Annotated in this window: 17 protein-coding genes; 1 reads left to right on the top strand and 16 read right to left on the bottom strand. The window is 47.7% G+C overall.

The features are described from left to right. Positions 1-22 precede the first annotated feature (22 nt). The 13 genes from clpP to cysT all read right to left on the bottom strand — a co-directional run bounded on the left by clpP (position 23) and on the right by cysT (position 12607). Complete coding sequence (gene clpP / locus RS891_RS07280) at positions 23-604, bottom strand: ATP-dependent Clp endopeptidase proteolytic subunit ClpP (RefSeq protein ID WP_315794913.1); 582 nt, start codon at positions 602-604, stop codon at positions 23-25. Positions 605-622: 18 nt separating this feature from the next. Continuing rightward, positions 623-1489 (bottom strand): RNA polymerase sigma factor, encoded by an 867-nt coding sequence (locus RS891_RS07275; protein ID WP_315794912.1) that lies wholly within the window; start codon positions 1487-1489, stop codon positions 623-625. A 133-nt stretch (positions 1490-1622) separates the two neighbouring features. Then, positions 1623-2402 (bottom strand): MBL fold metallo-hydrolase, encoded by a 780-nt coding sequence (locus tag RS891_RS07270; protein WP_315794911.1) that lies wholly within the window; start codon positions 2400-2402, stop codon positions 1623-1625. A 158-nt stretch (positions 2403-2560) separates the two neighbouring features. Beyond that, on the bottom strand, positions 2561-3007 hold the full coding sequence (locus RS891_RS07265) for a hypothetical protein (protein ID WP_113051910.1): 447 nt from the start codon (positions 3005-3007) through the stop codon (positions 2561-2563). Positions 3008-3063: 56 nt separating this feature from the next. Then, positions 3064-3999: an ABC transporter ATP-binding protein gene (locus RS891_RS07260; protein ID WP_113051909.1), complete on the bottom strand. Its 936-nt coding sequence runs from the start codon at positions 3997-3999 to the stop codon at positions 3064-3066. Beyond that, a complete protein-coding gene (locus tag RS891_RS07255; protein ID WP_315794910.1) occupies positions 3996-5021 on the bottom strand; it encodes an ABC transporter ATP-binding protein in 1026 nt (341 codons plus the stop codon). Before RS891_RS07255 ends, RS891_RS07260 begins: the two co-directional genes overlap by 4 nt. A 105-nt stretch (positions 5022-5126) precedes the next feature. After that, positions 5127-5972, bottom strand: a complete 846-nt coding sequence (locus RS891_RS07250; RefSeq protein ID WP_113051907.1) for an ABC transporter permease — start codon at positions 5970-5972, stop codon at positions 5127-5129. A 7-nt stretch (positions 5973-5979) separates the two neighbouring features. Continuing rightward, the gene (locus RS891_RS07245; RefSeq protein WP_315794909.1) at positions 5980-6930 is read right to left on the bottom strand and encodes an ABC transporter permease; all 951 of its coding nucleotides are present in this window, start codon (positions 6928-6930) and stop codon (positions 5980-5982) included. Between the two features lie 54 nt (positions 6931-6984). Continuing rightward, on the bottom strand, positions 6985-8592 hold the full coding sequence (locus RS891_RS07240; RefSeq protein WP_315794908.1) for an ABC transporter substrate-binding protein: 1608 nt from the start codon (positions 8590-8592) through the stop codon (positions 6985-6987). Positions 8593-8815: 223 nt separating this feature from the next. Continuing rightward, positions 8816-9877 carry a sulfate ABC transporter substrate-binding protein gene (locus RS891_RS07235; RefSeq protein WP_315794907.1) on the bottom strand — a complete coding sequence of 354 codons (1062 nt, stop codon included), beginning with the start codon at positions 9875-9877 and terminating at the stop codon, positions 8816-8818. A gap of 54 nt (positions 9878-9931) precedes the next feature. After that, positions 9932-10996, bottom strand: a complete 1065-nt coding sequence (locus RS891_RS07230) for a sulfate/molybdate ABC transporter ATP-binding protein (RefSeq protein WP_076291736.1) — start codon at positions 10994-10996, stop codon at positions 9932-9934. 1 nt (position 10997) lies between these two features. Next, the gene (locus tag RS891_RS07225) at positions 10998-11795 is read right to left on the bottom strand and encodes a sulfate ABC transporter permease subunit (protein WP_064639962.1); all 798 of its coding nucleotides are present in this window, start codon (positions 11793-11795) and stop codon (positions 10998-11000) included. Continuing rightward, on the bottom strand, positions 11792-12607 hold the full coding sequence (cysT, locus tag RS891_RS07220) for a sulfate ABC transporter permease subunit CysT (RefSeq protein ID WP_063564398.1): 816 nt from the start codon (positions 12605-12607) through the stop codon (positions 11792-11794). The genes RS891_RS07225 and cysT overlap by 4 nt, the downstream gene beginning before the upstream one ends. A 363-nt stretch (positions 12608-12970) precedes the next feature. On the opposite strand from cysT, the gene RS891_RS07215 reads away from it, so the two are divergent. After that, a complete protein-coding gene (locus RS891_RS07215; RefSeq protein ID WP_315794906.1) occupies positions 12971-13372 on the top strand; it encodes a secondary thiamine-phosphate synthase enzyme YjbQ in 402 nt (133 codons plus the stop codon). Positions 13373-13566: 194 nt separating this feature from the next. Here the strand turns inward: RS891_RS07215 and RS891_RS07210 are convergent, their stop codons facing one another. The 3 genes from RS891_RS07210 to RS891_RS07200 form a co-directional block, all read right to left on the bottom strand. Next, complete coding sequence (locus tag RS891_RS07210) at positions 13567-14169, bottom strand: TetR/AcrR family transcriptional regulator (protein ID WP_315794905.1); 603 nt, start codon at positions 14167-14169, stop codon at positions 13567-13569. A gap of 5 nt (positions 14170-14174) precedes the next feature. After that, a complete protein-coding gene (locus RS891_RS07205) occupies positions 14175-14807 on the bottom strand; it encodes a YigZ family protein (protein WP_072734274.1) in 633 nt (210 codons plus the stop codon). Positions 14808-14971: 164 nt separating this feature from the next. Beyond that, positions 14972-16327 carry a glucose-6-phosphate isomerase gene (locus RS891_RS07200; RefSeq protein WP_076291734.1) on the bottom strand — a complete coding sequence of 452 codons (1356 nt, stop codon included), beginning with the start codon at positions 16325-16327 and terminating at the stop codon, positions 14972-14974. Positions 16328-16433: the final 106 nt, after the last annotated feature.

The raw sequence follows: 16433 nt of genomic DNA, 5'->3' as shown, positions 1-16433 counted from the left end.
GGCACGCATTTTACTTTTTTACTTACGAACTGATTATGACCTTATCCACCAGACCATACTCGACGGCTTCCGCAGCGGTCAGGAAGTAATCTCGGTCTGTATCCTTTTCAATCCGCTCCATCGGCTGTCCCGTATGATCGGCAAGCAGCTTATTAAGGCGCTGACGGTGCTGGATAATTCGGTTGGCATGAATCAGCATATCCGAGGCCTGCCCCCGTGTTCCGCCAAGCGGCTGGTGAATCATGATTTCGCTGTTTGGCAACGCCAACCGTTTTCCTTTTGTTCCACCAACCAGCAGAATCGTACCGAAGCTGGCTGCCATGCCTGTGCAAATCGTAGAAATGTCAGGTTTCACGAATTGCATCGTGTCATAGATGGAGAATCCGGCAGTCACGGAACCACCAGGACTGTTAATATACATCTGAATATCCTTCTCTGGGTCCTCTGCGGTCAGAAACAACAACTGGGCAACGATCGCATTGGCCATCTGATCCTCAATTTCGCCGGATACCATAATGATCCGATCTTTCAGCAAACGGGAATAAATATCATAGCTCCGCTCTCCACGGGCTGTCTGTTCAACAACATAAGGTACCACGTTCATGCACTTTGCCTCCCAGGTTTACGCAACCATGGTGACCATATATCCTCCCCCATACGACATTGAATTCGTACCGGAGCTTGAATAACTGTACATCACTGGTTGCATCGATTGAGACGGCAGAGTCTGCTGCAAAATCGTTCCCGCCACAGCCATCGGATCATCGGTCTGATTCAGGCATAAATCAATTAAGCGAGCTGTATTACCGCTACGGAACGCCAGTAAATAACTGCGCAGTTCCTCCCGATTTTGCTGATGCTCTTCCAATGGATTGGTCTGATCAGCATCCGTTTCGTTCAGGCTGTGCCTCACTTTCGCCAGAGAAGAGCGGGCACGACTCAGGGCAGCTTTGACCGCCCCTTCCGTCGTGTCCAACAGTTCAGCAGTCTCTACCGTCGTGTATCCCATCAAATCACGTAACATATATATCGCTCGCTGCCACGGTGGCAGTTCATCCACAAGGATTTGAACAGCGGACTCGACTTCCTCGAATCGCTCTTCTTCCTCAAATTCTTGCATAAATGGCTTCATGCTTTCCAATTTGCTTGCCAAGTTCTCACGCTTCCGTATGGCGTCAATCCAGGTGTTGCGTGCAACACGGATGAGATAGGCTTCCCAGTTCATGTCCTCTGTCATTCCCGTTCTTCGGGTAGCTGAAAAGGATAGTGCTTTAACACATGTATCCTGGACCAGATCCTCCGTCTCCCAGACTGAACCAGTCAATGACATGCAATAGGCGTACAACGAGCCCAGCAGGCTCGGAAGTGCAGCTTCAATCGTTTGCTCTAACGTATATCCGACTTGAACATCGGAATGGCTATATGGTTCAACCTGTTTATCATCATGTGGTCTGTTGATTCTGCAATCCACGGACTTCACAAAGGCCATGTTTGGGGCCCCCCTTTGTTGGTTCCTGATTGATCTTGCTTCAATTCACTTGCTGTAATTGTCTTACACTATGTAAACGAAGAACCCCCGGCAAAGGATACGCTCTTCTGAATTTATTTTTAACATGGTTGTCCTATTCTCCCAGCTTCACCTTCAGACCAGTAAGTGCCAACGTAATCCCCTGAGCCAGATCATAATTCTGGCGTACATCGACGTCGTGAGACATATGTGTAAAATAGGTCTGGCCCGGCTTCAATTCCTGCAACAGCTCCTGCGCCTCAACCATATCGTACACCGAGCGTGTGGAGAATTCCGCAAGTTCATGAACAAAGCTCGTTCCGAGTATCAACAGATCCAATCCGTACAAGGGCTGCTTCTCCGAAGCCTTCAAATCAATGGCATCCGAGCAATACGCCCAGGTGTATCCTTCACGCTCCAATCGATAAGCATACGAGTAGCCATTATGACCGTGACAAACTTTCCAGGAGTGCACCTTCCATCCACCGAGCTCGATATTCGCATCCGTTTCCAGGAAATTCATATGACGACCGAGCCATGGAAATTGACTCTGGATGGTTGCGATCACCTCCCGTGGTGCATACAACTGTCCTTTTACACCCAACCAGCGGCACGCATCTGCCCATTCGGGCAAGCCTCCAATGTGATCAAAATGCGCATGTGTGATCAGCAACGTCTGCACCATCCGCATCCCCTGGTCTTCCATCTGTGATCTCCAGTCCGGTCCGCAGTCAATCATGAAAGGTTCGTGCTCTCCATCACTTTGAATCAAAACAGCAGCACGTTTGCGGCGATTGATCCCCGTAAGCCGGGCTTCTGTGCAAACGTCACAATCACAATACACCCGCGGAACACCCATCGCATCCCCGGTTCCCAGAAATGTTAGCTGATTCATTATGAAAGTCCCCTCTCTATCCCGGAAGCAATGCATCCCAATTTCATGTTCCATCCAATAAATGATATGTAGATTGTAATCTCCCACCTCTGTTTTTGCAAAAAAAAAGACCATCCCGCCGCAGTTATTCACTGCAAACGGGACAGTCTGTTGTTTCATTAAACCAAAGCCCGCAGCTTCAACGTCAGCTCTTGGCCCTCAGGTACATCTTTGGATTCGGTAATCACCCAGTTTGATGCAAGGCGTTTTGCCAGCACATCGGCCTGCTCCTGTTTTAATTTCAACCCGGTTACGATGCCTTCACCAACAGTGAAGTCTTTCTCTGGCTGTAATCCGAAGGACTTCTCCAAGTAGATGCCCAGACCACCACGAGTGTTAAAGGTAATCCGGTAGCCGTCTTTGACCGCACCTTCCAGATTTTCGCCATGCTCGTCCGCATAGGAGAAAAGATCATCATAGCTGTAGTGCTCCTCAGACACGGCATCAAAAGCAGTCACATCTTTGGCTTGTATCGCTTCCAACAAAGCTGCATCCGACATGCCTTTGCCACGAGCCTGTTCCAACCGAATGGCTGTATTTTGGGACAACTTAACCTCAGTGCTCATCCAACTCACACCTTCCTGTCACTATATATCATTATTCCATTGATATTTCTAATCCATTATATCCTGTCTCGATAGCCGGATACAAAGTGTCCTGGTGAAACTTCCATCCACTCCGGTTCTTCATCCCGTCCTCGAGCGGATGGGTTGGTATCTCCACTGTAGATCGGCGGCATCACGTTCCGCACCGTTGGATCAGGTACAGGAATTGCCGCCAGCAGTGCCTGGGTATACGGATGTACCGGATTACGGTACAGTTCTTCTGTTGGTGCTACTTCCACCAGCTTACCGCGATACATCACACCGATTCGGTTCGAGATGTGACGTACCATGGACAGATCATGGGCAATGAACAAATAGGTCAGTCCCAGCTCTGCCTGCAAATCTTCAAGCATATTGACCACCTGTGCCTGTACGGACACATCCAGAGCGGATAACGGCTCATCACACAAAATGAACTCCGGGTTCACCGATAATGCACGGGCAATACTAATCCGCTGACGCTGCCCCCCACTGAATTCATGTGGATAACGCTCCGCATGCTCTGGCTTCAGACCCACACGGTTCATCAGGTCAAGCGCTCGCCCCTTCATCTCTGCCTTGGAAGCATAATTATGAATTTCCATCGGTTCACTAATAATCTGCAGGACATTCATACCCGGATTTAGTGAAGAATAGGGGTCCTGAAAAATCGTCTGCATCCGTTTGCGAAATGGCTTCAACTGGCGTTCATTCATCTTCGCAACGTCCTGTCCGCCAAACATAATGCTTCCGTCCGTCACATCATAAAGTCTTACGATGCTTCGTCCAGTCGTTGATTTGCCACAGCCGGATTCACCGACCAGTCCAAACGTTTCTCCTTTGTGAATATGAAAACTGACGTTATCCACGGCTTTCACGACGTCTTTGCCTTTGCCAGCACCACGTACCGGAAAATGTTTTTTCAGGCCACGCACGTCCAGCAGCACTTCACGCTGATCGGTCCCTGTACTCATTGCCCCACCTCCTCTGACGATGCTCCTGTTTGTACTTGTTGTTGTTCCCGACCCTCATCGTCCAGCAACCAGCATAGCGCTCGATGACCAGGTGCAGTCTCGGTATACGCAGGCATCTGTTTGCATACTTCCATGGCGTGTGGGCAACGTTCCATAAACGGACATCCAGTTGGTGGATGAAGCAGATTGGGCAGTGTACCTTCAATGGTTGCCAGCCGCTGGCGTCCACCTTCCTCGCCGTGCTTCGGAATGGAGCGCAGCAATCCCTGAGTATACGGATGCTGCGGATGAGCGAAAATTCGCTCCACTGGTCCCTCTTCCATAATAAGTCCACCGTACATCACGATCACTCGGGTACAGACCTGAGCAACAACACCAAGGTCATGCGTAATCATCAGAATGGACGTCTGCGTAGACTCTTTCAGTCCTTGCATCAGCTGCAAAATCTGTGCCTGAATGGTCACATCCAGCGCTGTCGTCGGTTCATCCGCTATCAATAACTCCGGCTTGCAGGACAAGGCCATGGCGATCATTACCCGCTGTCTCATGCCCCCGCTAAACTCATGTGGGTATTGATCAATTCGTTCTTCCGGGGAAGGAATGCCCACTTGTCGCAGCAACTCAATTGCTTCCTTGCGTGCAGCCAACTTGTCCATTTTCCGGTGACGACGAATGACCTCTGTCATCTGTTTGCCTACACGAACGACTGGATTAAGTGATGTCATCGGGTCCTGGAAAATCATCGAGATGCGGTTGCCCCGGATTTTGCGCAGTTCATTGTCCGACTTGGTCAGCAGATCCTCTCCGCGGAACAGAATCTGACCATCCGTAATCCGGCCTGGCGACTGGATCAGCCGAATCAGCGAACGGGCAGTTACACTTTTTCCACTGCCGGACTCGCCGACCAGTCCAACCACTTCGCCTTCTTTTAACGTAAAACTCACACCCCGGACGGACTGTACCTCACCTTCCCGGGTTGCAAAGGACGTTTTCAGTTGTTTGACCGATAATAAATCTGTCATTGTTGTATTCACCCCGCTGTTTACATAATATGGGTTTTTTAATATATAAGTTAAAAGGATTAATTACATACTGGAACACTACGTGATCAACTCAACTTCAATTATCTATCGCTTGTTCGCTTTAGGCTCGAAGGCTACGCGGAACACATCTCCCAGGAAGTTAAACGACAGCACCGTCAGCAAAATAAACAATCCCGGGAAGATCGCCATATATGGCGCTTCACTAATAAAGCCCTGTGCGTCATTCAACATACTGCCCCAAGAAGAGTTTGGCTGTTTAACACCCAGTCCGAGGAAGCTTAGCGATGATTCCATCAGAATCGCACTTGCGATGTTGATGGTTGCAGCGACAATAATGGTTGGAATAATGTTGGGAATAATGTGCTTCATGATGATCCGACCAGGCTTTTGACCCGATACTCGTGCATAAAGTACGTATTCCCGCTGCTTGACCGACATCGCCTCAGCCCTGACAATCCGGGCTATATTCATCCAGCTCAGCACCCCGATAATGACAATAATCGTACCGATCCCAGGCTTAAGATATGCGTTCAGGATCAGCATCAGAAAGAAGGATGGAATCGACATGAGCACATCAACAATACGCATCAACGTATTATCTACCCAGCCGCCAAAATAACCACTAACCGTACCTACAAGTGTTCCCACAATAACGGCGATTGCCATCGACAAAAAACCTACGGCGAGAGACACTCGTCCTCCGTACAACGCCCGAGCCAAATAATCCCGTCCGTAATCGTCCGTACCAAACCAGTGATCTGCACTTGGCTGTTGAAGCCGCTCCATCACTACAATTTCATTAGGATCATGTGGGGACAGAAACGCAAACAGGGATGCGAGCACAAAGATGCCCAATATGATGACAGCCGCAAGGCCCAGTTTCTGCTGTCGGAACTGCGTCCGTAAATTACGCCAGCGCATTGAATTCATGTTTGTCTCACCCCGTTGTCTTGATTCGTGGATCTACCACGCCATATAAGATATCAGCTACCAGGTTTCCGACGACCAGCAGCACAGAGGACATCATCGTAATGCCCATAATAATCGGATAATCCAGACCATGAACCGCCGAGATCCCGAGAGATCCCATTCCCGGCCATGAGAAAACGGACTCCGTAATAAACGCTCCCGCAATCAGCTCTGGCAAAGACATGCCGAGAATGGTGATTACAGGCAGCAGTACATTTTTGAGCACGTGACGAAGCAGTACCGTTCCTTTGGTTGCGCCATAGGCATACTGAATTTGAACATAGTCCTCTTCCAGTTGACTGATCGTATTCGAACGAATATACCGCATGTACACGGATACGTTCATGAAGGTCAATACGGTACATGGCAAAATGCCGTGTTTGATTATATCCCAAGCGGAGTCCATACCTACCGTTCGCATACCCATGCTTGGTAACCAGTGCAGCTCTACTGCAAAGAAATAGATCAGCATCATACCGAACCAGAAGCTAGGAATCGATATCCCGATATACGAGATTAAGCTGAGTCCACGGTCAAACAGACTGTTCTGACGCGAACCCGCAATCATGCTCAGCGGAATGGAGATCAGCAAAGACAACAATAGCGATGCCCCCATCAATCCAAACGTAGCGGGCAATCGTTCAATAATCATTTCGGCAACCGGGCGATGGTTTACCAATGAATAACCAAGGTCGCCAGACAGTACATTTTTGAGCCATACGAAATATTGCACGTACATCGGTTGATCAAGTCCGAGGTTTTGCCGAATACGCTCCACATCTTCTGCCCCCATATTCGGGGTAACAAAGGAAAGCACCGGATCGCCCGGCGCCAGCTTGATCAAGGTGAACGATACGATGGAGATTACAAAAAGAAGAGGGATCGCTTGTGCGATCCTCCGGACAATATAGTTGTTCACAAGGGCACCTCCGAATCAACGCCGGCCTCGCGGCCGGCGTTATTGGCTTGTAACTTATTTTTTATAGATTTTGGACAGATCTTCAAGCATAACGACTGGTTTCGGATTTGCATCTTCAACGCCGCCATACGTGTTATCTACAGCCACCACAGCTTTCGTGTAGGCAATTGGGTATACCGTCATTTCGTTTGCTACAGTTTGTTGGATTTGTTTGTACAAATCGCCACGTTTCGTTTCGTCAATTTGAACGGCTGCTTCATTCCACAGCTTGTCGAAATCTGCATTTTTGTAATGAGAGTAGTTGTATGCCGCATCACTCAAGAAGAGAGATTTGTAAGCATCCGGCTCATAACCCATGATGTATCCACCAAAGGACAATTCAAAGTCTGTATTGTTCATGTCCAATGTACGGTTACCATAAGCCGTTCCATCCATCGGCAGCAATTCCACTTCAATGCCCACGTCTTTCAGCTTTTGCTGAATGTACAGCGCTTGGCTTGTTTGTGGTTTGTTGGTGTTTGTGTAAGCAAGACGCAATTTCAGATTGCTTACGCCTGCATCAGCCAGCAATTGTTTTGCTTTTTCCACGTTGTAGTCGTATTTCTCAACATCATTCGTTTGGTACAGCGTGTCCGGTGTCAGAATCGACGGAGCCGGTTCAGCAAAATCAGCTGAGGAATACGAAGCAGTGATCAGTTCATTTTTATCCAAAGCATAAGCAATCGCTTGACGAACTTCTTTCTTTTGCATTGAAGGCACGTTCAGGTTGAACACCATGTATTGCAAGCGGCCTTCCGGGTAAGTCAGCATGTTGAATTTGCCTGTGTCATTCAATTTGTTGTAATCCTGTGTGTCGACCATACGCATTTGAATCTCGCCGTTTTGCAAAGCCAGGTTCGCTGCATTTGGGTCTTTCGCTACACGATACGTCACGCTATCCAGATGAGCTTTGCCAGCAAAGTAGTCATCAAAACGTTCCAGTGTTACGTATTCGCCCGGACGATATTCCTTGAACTTGAACGGACCGGAACCGATCGGGTTGTTGTTTTTGTCGCTTTTCTCAATATCGGCTTCGCCTTCGAAAATGTGTTTAGGGATTGGCGAGAAAGAAACCAATGCTCCTTCAAAAGCAGCAGATACTTCCGGCAATTTGAATTCCACCGTCAGGTCATCGACCTTGGTTACTTTTACCGGTTTGCCATCAAAAACATACTGACTACGGGAAGAACTGTGCTGTTTCTCATCAAGGATGCTATCCATTGTGAACACAATATCATCCGCTGTCAGAGGCTGTCCGTCATGCCATTTCAGGCCGTCTTTCAGCTTCAATGTATACGTCAGGTGATCATCAGAGAAGCTGTCGCTTTCTGCGAGAACATACGTTTTTTTACCATCATTCACATTGAACAGTGGAGCATATAAGGATTGATCAATCGTCAACGTTACACGGTCACCCGCATAGATCGGATTCATCACTTTAGGATCATCCTGAACAGCAATAATGATGCTTCCTCCGTCTTTCGGTTGCCCATCATCCGTTGTCGCTGTATTTTCTGCGTTATTAGACGAAGAACTTGTTCCGTCACCGCTGCTTCCGCATGCACTCATGATTGCTACAACCAGAACCAGCATCAATGACAGCCACATTTTTTTCGATTTCATTATGATATTTCCCCTCGCTGTAATTTAACGTTCTGTTAGATAGTATAGGCAAGGATTCGACAAATTGCAACGATTTTTTCCAACTTAACCTATCGGGTTTAAATGAAATAACATTATTACCTATCAATGCAAAAAACCTCCAGATCACGTTGTATCGTGAAATGAAGGTTTGAATGACAATTAATCTCCTGATATTCAATACCAAGATGAAGCTCGTACGATCCTACAACCCGGCCAACACCTGGTACCATACGCCTCGTTTGGAATACAGTGTACTGCGTACTTTGTCCCATCCACCGAGGTAGTTAATATCGAACAGACCTTCAGGCGTTGGGAACGAGGACTTCGTCTCTGCAAACACTTCAGGGTCTACCGAACGGAAACCGTGCTTGGCAAAAATGCGCTGTGCTTCCGGCGTACTTAGATAGGCTACAAAAGCCTCCGCCAATTCACGATTGCCATGCTTATCCGCATATTTGTCCACGACAACCGCCGGATTCTCAATCAGGATTGTGTTTTTGGGAACCACAATGTCGTAATTTACACCCTTCGCAATCCGGGCAAGCAATTCATTTTCATATGTGACGATAACATCACCCACGCCATATTCGAAAGCCGCCATGGAGGAACGGCCACTCTTATCCAGTGACTCGACATTCTCATGTACTTTTTCCAGAAAAGCTTTAGCCACGGCAGGATCTTTCTTCCCTTGCGCCTCAGACAACTTCAACCCTGCACCATAGATGGCATTAATGTCCCACTGCGCTCCGCCTGACGTCTTGGGATTAGGATACAGCACCTTAACCCCCGGCTTGGTCAAATCTTCAAAATCGCGAATACCCAGCGGATTGCCTGCTCTTGTACCGAGAACAACGATCGAGCGAGTGATCATGCCATCATTTGGTGCCTGTTTCCAGTTGGAGCTGACCAGATCAGCTTTGACCAGCTTGTCGATATCACTTTCCATCGCCAAAAGCGCAACATCAGCTTCGAATCCACCAACAATGGCTCTTGCTTGTGTCCCTGAGGCTTCATAAGATTCTTGAAAGTGAACCGTCTGTCCAGTCTTGGCTTTCCATTCCGCCTGGAACTTGGGCAATAACTCTCCGACGGCGTCTTTGGCTACACTGTAAGCACCGATAACCAATGTATTGGATTGGTCGTCTGTCGAGGTTCCGTTCTGTCCGCTTGCATCCTCCTGCTTGCTACATCCAACGGTCATGCAGACGAGCAGAAGCATGAGGACAACGTATAAAGGGTTGATTTTCTTCTTCATCGTCTGCATGGGCAGCACCTCTCTCCAAAATTCTAGAACATTTCTGAAGCAAGTGATCTTCAGTTAGATGATGACCGGCATTGGATCTTCCTTCAATCGGTTCTCCACAACCCAGCTATGGGTATCATTGAACAGATATGCCCGATGCACGAGTACCCGGATCTGTTGGCCGACTTGCAGCGTTGTTTTCTCCAGTGAACGGTACGTAATGAGTTTATGGCCCTCAACTTCCACTTCCACCATCCATTCACTTCCGCGGAAATGAAGGTGTTTGACGATACCCTTTTCAGTAGCGGATAGCATGCTAAACTCGTTCTTCAAACCGATTTCGATATACTCAGGCCGGATCAGCGCACGGGTGCGCTCCCCTTCCACCGCATGTTCGAAGCCCTTGAGCTGTGAAGCATCCTCCACGACGGTAGATTCCCCTATAAATGTAGCAACAAAAGGGGTCTCTGGATTTTTGTAAATATCCCAAGGTGTGCCCTTTTGCTCCAACCGTCCTTGGCTGATAATCATAATTTCGTCGGCAACTTCAATTGCTTCATCCTGGTCATGGGTTACAAAAATCGAAGTGATGCCCACCCGTTCAATCAGTTCTCTCAACCACGAACGCAATTCCTGACGGATCTTGGCATCAATCGCGGCGAACGGTTCATCCAGCAGCAGCAGCTGGGGCTCTGGGGCCAATGCTCTGGCAAAAGCGACACGCTGCCGCTGTCCACCAGACAACTGATGTGGATAACGCTGTTCGAAACCTTTCAACCCTGTCAATTCCACCAACTCCATGACCCGATCACGGATCTGGGCTTTGGGGGCCTTTTTTACCTTGAGTCCAAAGGCGATATTATCAAATACCGTCATATGTTTGAACAAGGCATAGTTCTGAAATACAAATCCGATTCCCCGCTCCTGCGGAGGCAGATGGTTTACGACCTTTCCGTGAAAACGAATCTCTCCGGAACCCGGATTCTCCAGCCCTGCCAGCATACGCAGAATGGACGTTTTCCCACCTCCGCTGGGCCCCAGCAAACCGATCAGATGGCCTTTGGCAATATCGAACGAGACATCTTTTACCGCATGAAAATCACCGAAATGTTTATTCAGATCACGGACTTCCACATGCATCTCAATGCACTTCCTTTCGCTTCTTGGCCCATTCCATCATAAGCAGCAGTCCGACAGAAAAGGTAACCAGTACCAATGCCACACCATTTGCGGCAGCAACGTTAAAATTCTCTACATCCTGATATACAAGCGTTGTAGCCGTCTGCGTTTTGTTCATAATGTTACCCGATACAACCAGCACTGCACCGAATTCCCCAAGCGAGCGTGCAACCGTCAACACAAGACCGTACACAACTGCCCAGCGTATGGAAGGCCAGGTAACACTCCAAAACGTTCTCCAGCCATATGCACCAAGCGTTGACGCAGCCTCTTCCTGCTGAGATCCAAGCTCCTGCAAGACAGGCATCACCTCTCGAACCATCAGTGGAAAGGTGACAAACAACGTTGCAATGACCATGCCAGGGAAGGCATACACCACATTAAATCCAATGCCTTCAAAAAAAGCACCCATAATGCTATTGGGACCCAGCAGTAGTACAATCATCAATCCGCCAATGACTGGCGATACGGCATAGGGCAGATCCACAATGCTGTTCAGCAGCCCTTTCACCCGGTCACTCAGCCATCCGGCGCGAACCAGATAGATGGCCATCATTACACCAAACAATGTATTTAACAGTGTGACAACAAGCACAACAAGCCCTGTCATCATCAAGGCATGCAGCGCTTCGGGGCGCAACAGCCCATCCAGGAATCCTCCTGCCCCATCTTCAAATGCACCAATAAAAATACGTCCAAGCGGGATGATCAGCAGTACAATGAACACCGCAAACGTCAGTCCTATTAATAGCCGCCTCATCGTCTTCTCCCCCGCATCTGTACCAGATTAATGAGCCAGAGGATTAGGAAGGAGAGTGTTAAAAGCAGTACGGATACGGCCGCGGCACCGGTTGGATTGTCACTTTCGATCTCGCCGTAAATAAATACGGAAGCCGTCAATGTTCTTCCCGGAATATTGCCTGCCACCAGCACAACAGCTCCAAATTCGGCCAGTGCTCTGGAGAATGCGAGCATTCCCCCACTAATCATACCCGGAGCCATGGACGGAAGAATGACCTGCCTGAATGTGCGCGCCTTTGATGCTCCCATCGTGTAGGATGCCTCTTCCTCTGAAGGATCGATCTCCTCGAGTAAAGGCTGCACCGCACGGATGACGAATGGAAACGTAACAAAGGTCATTGCGATCACAATCGCAGGCTGGTGAAACACAATTTCAAACCCCATGGATTCCGCCAGTTTACCAATGGCACTGATCGGACCCAGGAGCAGCATAATCATCAGGCCACCAACGGCTGTTGGAAGAGCAAAAGGAAGATCTACCAGACTGTTAAGGAACGACCTCCCAAAAAAGCGATAACGTGTCAGCACCCAGGCAATCATGGTTCCCAAAATGACGTTAATCACCGTGGCTATAACAGCCAGACGGATCGTTAACAGCACAGCTTTCCATGCAATTGGGTCCATGATGCTTTGGATAAAGTTGCTCCATCCTTCAGAGAAGGAATTGACGTACACACCGATGATTGGAAGTACAATGAGTACGATAAAATATAGCAATACGGTACTGCGGAATCCCCAAGTCCATCCCTTGTGACGAAGAACGGTATTCATTGCTGCATTCCCTCCCAGCCTCCGGTTCTATGTCCGGTCGGCAGTCTTCCTGCTTTGGTACAACGATTTTCCTAAGTTGGATTTTATTACTTTAATATTATTCCCATTAGTCTACTTGGTTTTTGCTTATCTGATACTTTACCAGTTTGCAGTGCTAATCGTCAATGCTTTTATTGAATATAATCGGCGTACATATGAGATGGATTTTATAAAGATCTCACTGCCTTCTACACAGTCAGAACTACCTTCCATCGCTGTTATCCCCAGATTTCTTTGGTCATCTTTATTTTAGTGGTTTGTTTGGTATCTAATGGTTAAGGTACAATCTAGAGGACAAAATGCGGAGCAAAGGAGTTGAGTAGTATGTTATATACGAAGAATTTATCGACATCCCGAAGGGATGAGATGCAGGATATTACGCGGGAGGTGGAGCAGGTTGTCCGCAATAGCGGTGTGCAGAATGGAACTGTATTGATTTATTGTCCACATACGACAGCAGGCATTGCAATTAATGAAAATGCAGACCCGGATGTCAAACATGACGTACTGCTTCGTCTGAACGAAGTGTATCCTTGGGAACATCCCGAATATCGGCATGCTGAGGGAAATACGGCTTCTCACTTGAAATCGATCACAACCGGCCCATCACAAACGGTGATTATACATGAGGGCAGATTACTGCTTGGCAGATGGCAGGGCATCTATTTTTGCGAATTTGATGGTCCTCGTCAGCGGGAATATTTCCTTAAAATCATGGAAGGTTAGATTCATTTCAACCCCATTTCTATTGATTTCCCATCAGTCGAAATAAAAAAACAAACAGGCGGTCCACCCTATTTTAGGGATGTAATCCGCCTGTCATGGTCTTCTTCGCGCAAATACTTTCGCGAGACAACGTTATAAAGAATTAATGTTATGACAATTCACCGCCCTGAAGTGTGGAGTGCGACAAAAGCGCCTTATTGGACGCCAGGCTGGTGTTGGAGATTACGACAGAGTACTTTGACATGAGATGACGCAGCCGATTCAATCTCTGCAAAGGTTAAACGGTCCTGAATGTAATACGATATGAATCCGTGCATGGACAAAAACAGCGTACGTGGTACACATTGAATATCCTCTTCCGTACAGCCCTCTTCATTCATGTATTGCCGAATAATGGAGGCGAACAATTCAAAACATCTTCCTTGCTCCGTACGACAATACGATAGCAATTCCTCATCCCGAATCATGAACATGATCTCATACTGATACGGATTCTCCAAACCAAAACGAATAAACTCCATCATGATATGTTCAACCTTGCTCACGCCGCCCATGACTGGCCTGACCATGGCTTGCAGCAGCAAATGCCCCAGATGATTGAAATCTTCAACCACGATGGCATAAAACAGCTCTGCCTTTTCCTTAAAATGATAATACAGCGACCCATGACTATAGCCCAGATGCTGGCCGATGCTTCGCATCGAAATGGCACGGTATCCTTTGGTAATAAAAAGATGCCTCGCCGCCTCCAGTATCCGCTCCCTCGACAACTCCTGTTCGACTGCTCTTCTAGCCATATATTTTATTCCCCTTCAATAAAATAAAGCCGCTGTCCCTCCGTGATCCGGGATTGCCCTTGCGTCAAATCTGTGATCCAGGCCACAAATGCCTCGGTTTCACTATCCGGCGGAAGACAAGTCAACGTAACCTTATCGGTGAACCCAGTTTCACCTGTACGGACTTCCCGACTCCTTAATTCATTTTCCACTTTGCCCAGCCATGTATAATCCAGTTCAACAAACACTTCACGATGGAGCACTTTGGTAATCGCTTCCCCGGCTTCAATGGCTGCAACTGCTCCATCCGTATAAGCGCGAATTAACCCACCTGCTCCAAGCATAATTCCCCCAAAGTAACGTGTAACAACGATAGCCACATTTTTCAATTGCTGATTTTTGATGACTTCAAGAATCGGTTTGCCAGCGGTTCCGCTTGGTTCGCCATCATCGGATTGCTTCTGGATCTCATCCCGCTCACCAATCATGTACGCCGAGCAGTTATGAGTAGCATTCCAATGTTTTTTCTTGATTTCATCGATAAAAGCGTTTGCTTCTTCTTCCGTCGTGACCGGCATAATATGACCGATAAATCGCGACTTTTTGATTACAATTTCCAGATTGCCCGGTCCTCGAACCGTGCGATAACGTTCAATCATCCCTATCCAACTTTCCACCAATTTGATCCATTTTACAAGAAAGCAGTTCCCCGCACGCACGCGGACGAACTGCCTTGGTTTAACATCCGGGAAACCATTGCTTCACAATGACTCCCCGAATGTAATTACATTACCTTATTTAACTATATGAGCAGACCGATGAATTATTCGGAAAGTCTCGCTTCAAGCGCTGCTTTCTCTTCTTCAAAGCCTGGTTTGCCCAGCAAAGCGAACATATTTTTCTTGTAAGCTTCCACGCCTGGTTGGTCAAATGGATTGACTCCCAGCAGGTAACCACTAATGCCGCATGCTTTTTCAAAGAAGTATACCAGATATCCGAAAGAATATGGAGACATATCTGGAATGTTCACAATCAAGTTTGGTACTTGACCATCTGTGTGTGCAAGCAGTGTTCCTTGGAACGCTTTTTTGTTAACAAAGTCCATCGTTTTACCTTCAAGGAAATTCAGACCATCCAGATCATCTGGATCCGCTTCGATCGAAATATGCTCCGATACTTCAGCAACCTGAATCACAGTTTCGAAGATGTTCCGGCTGCCCTCTTGAATGAATTGACCCATCGAGTGCAAGTCAGTTGAGAAATCAACGGATGCAGGATAAATCCCTTTGTAGTCTTTACCTTCACTCTCTCCGTAAAGCTGTTTCCACCATTCGGATACAAAGTGCAGGGATGGCTCGTAGTTCACGAGGATTTCTGTTCCTTTACCTTTGCGATACAGTGCGTTACGAACAGCTGCATATTGATACGCTTCGTTCTCGGCTACGTTCGGGTTGCTGTATTCTTTGGAAGCGTCAGCCGCACCTTGCATCATTTCTTCGATGCTGATGCCAGCTGCTGCGATTGGCAGCAAACCTACAGCCGTCAGAACGGAGTAACGTCCACCTACATCATCCGGGATAATGAAGGATTCATAGCCTTCTTCATTCGCCAGTTTTTTCAGTGCTCCGCGCTCTTTATCTGTTGTAGCATAGATACGTTTGCGAGCTTCTTCTTTACCGTATTTTTTCTCCAGTGCTGCACGGAAGATACGGAAAGCAATCGCCGGCTCTGTTGTTGTACCGGATTTGGAGATCACGTTAACGGAGAAGTCTTTGCCTTCAACCAGATCCAGCAAATGAGTTACATACGTGGAGCTGATGTTGTTTCCAGCAAAGTAGATTTCAGGCGTTTTGCGTTTGTCTTTTGGCAGATTGTTGTAGAAAGAGTGCGTAAGCATCTCAATCGCTGCACGTGCGCCAAGGTATGATCCACCAATACCGATGACGATCAGTACTTCAGAATCGCTTTGGATTTTAGCAGCCGCTTTTTGAATACGGGAGAACTCTTCTTTGTCATAAGCGGTAGGCAGGTCAATCCAGCCCAGATAGTCCGATCCGGTTCCCGTTCCGTTGTGGAGCTGCTCGTGAGCCAAACGAATCGGTTCAGCGAAATAGTCCACTTCATGCTGATTGACGAATTGCAGGGCAGTGCTGTAGTCAAACTTCACTTTTTTTGCCATGATCTATAAAACCTCCTGATATCGGTAGCGTATTTTTTCCGTTTTCCATTCAAAACAACTTAGCCTAAGGATACTTCAAATCCACAGGGCTGACAAGCTTGCAGCC

The organism is Paenibacillus sp. BIC5C1 (assembly GCF_032399705.1).
Classification (GTDB): Bacteria; Bacillota; Bacilli; order Paenibacillales; family Paenibacillaceae; genus Paenibacillus; species Paenibacillus taichungensis_A.
Note: the sequence above shows the minus strand (reverse complement) of the source record. Positions and strands in the feature narration are given on the sequence as shown.

Excerpts from the sequence above, each read along its gene's own strand:
- clpP (WP_315794913.1), bottom strand. The coding sequence starts at position 604 with ATGAACGTGGTACCTTATGTTGTTGAACAGACAGCCCGTGGAGAGCGG.
- RS891_RS07275 (WP_315794912.1), bottom strand. The coding sequence starts at position 1,489 with ATGGCCTTTGTGAAGTCCGTGGATTGCAGAATCAACAGACCACATGAT.
- RS891_RS07270 (WP_315794911.1), bottom strand. The coding sequence starts at position 2,402 with ATGAATCAGCTAACATTTCTGGGAACCGGGGATGCGATGGGTGTTCCG.
- RS891_RS07265 (WP_113051910.1), bottom strand. The coding sequence starts at position 3,007 with ATGAGCACTGAGGTTAAGTTGTCCCAAAATACAGCCATTCGGTTGGAA.
- RS891_RS07260 (WP_113051909.1), bottom strand. The coding sequence starts at position 3,999 with ATGAGTACAGGGACCGATCAGCGTGAAGTGCTGCTGGACGTGCGTGGC.
- RS891_RS07255 (WP_315794910.1), bottom strand. The coding sequence starts at position 5,021 with ATGACAGATTTATTATCGGTCAAACAACTGAAAACGTCCTTTGCAACC.
- RS891_RS07250 (WP_113051907.1), bottom strand. The coding sequence starts at position 5,972 with ATGAATTCAATGCGCTGGCGTAATTTACGGACGCAGTTCCGACAGCAG.
- RS891_RS07240 (WP_315794908.1), bottom strand. The coding sequence starts at position 8,592 with ATGAAATCGAAAAAAATGTGGCTGTCATTGATGCTGGTTCTGGTTGTA.
- RS891_RS07235 (WP_315794907.1), bottom strand. The coding sequence starts at position 9,877 with ATGCAGACGATGAAGAAGAAAATCAACCCTTTATACGTTGTCCTCATG.
- RS891_RS07230 (WP_076291736.1), bottom strand. The coding sequence starts at position 10,996 with ATGCATGTGGAAGTCCGTGATCTGAATAAACATTTCGGTGATTTTCAT.
- RS891_RS07225 (WP_064639962.1), bottom strand. The coding sequence starts at position 11,795 with ATGAGGCGGCTATTAATAGGACTGACGTTTGCGGTGTTCATTGTACTG.
- cysT (WP_063564398.1), bottom strand. The coding sequence starts at position 12,607 with ATGAATACCGTTCTTCGTCACAAGGGATGGACTTGGGGATTCCGCAGT.
- RS891_RS07215 (WP_315794906.1), top strand. The coding sequence starts at position 12,971 with ATGTTATATACGAAGAATTTATCGACATCCCGAAGGGATGAGATGCAG.
- RS891_RS07210 (WP_315794905.1), bottom strand. The coding sequence starts at position 14,169 with ATGGCTAGAAGAGCAGTCGAACAGGAGTTGTCGAGGGAGCGGATACTG.
- RS891_RS07205 (WP_072734274.1), bottom strand. The coding sequence starts at position 14,807 with ATGATTGAACGTTATCGCACGGTTCGAGGACCGGGCAATCTGGAAATT.
- RS891_RS07200 (WP_076291734.1), bottom strand. The coding sequence starts at position 16,327 with ATGGCAAAAAAAGTGAAGTTTGACTACAGCACTGCCCTGCAATTCGTC.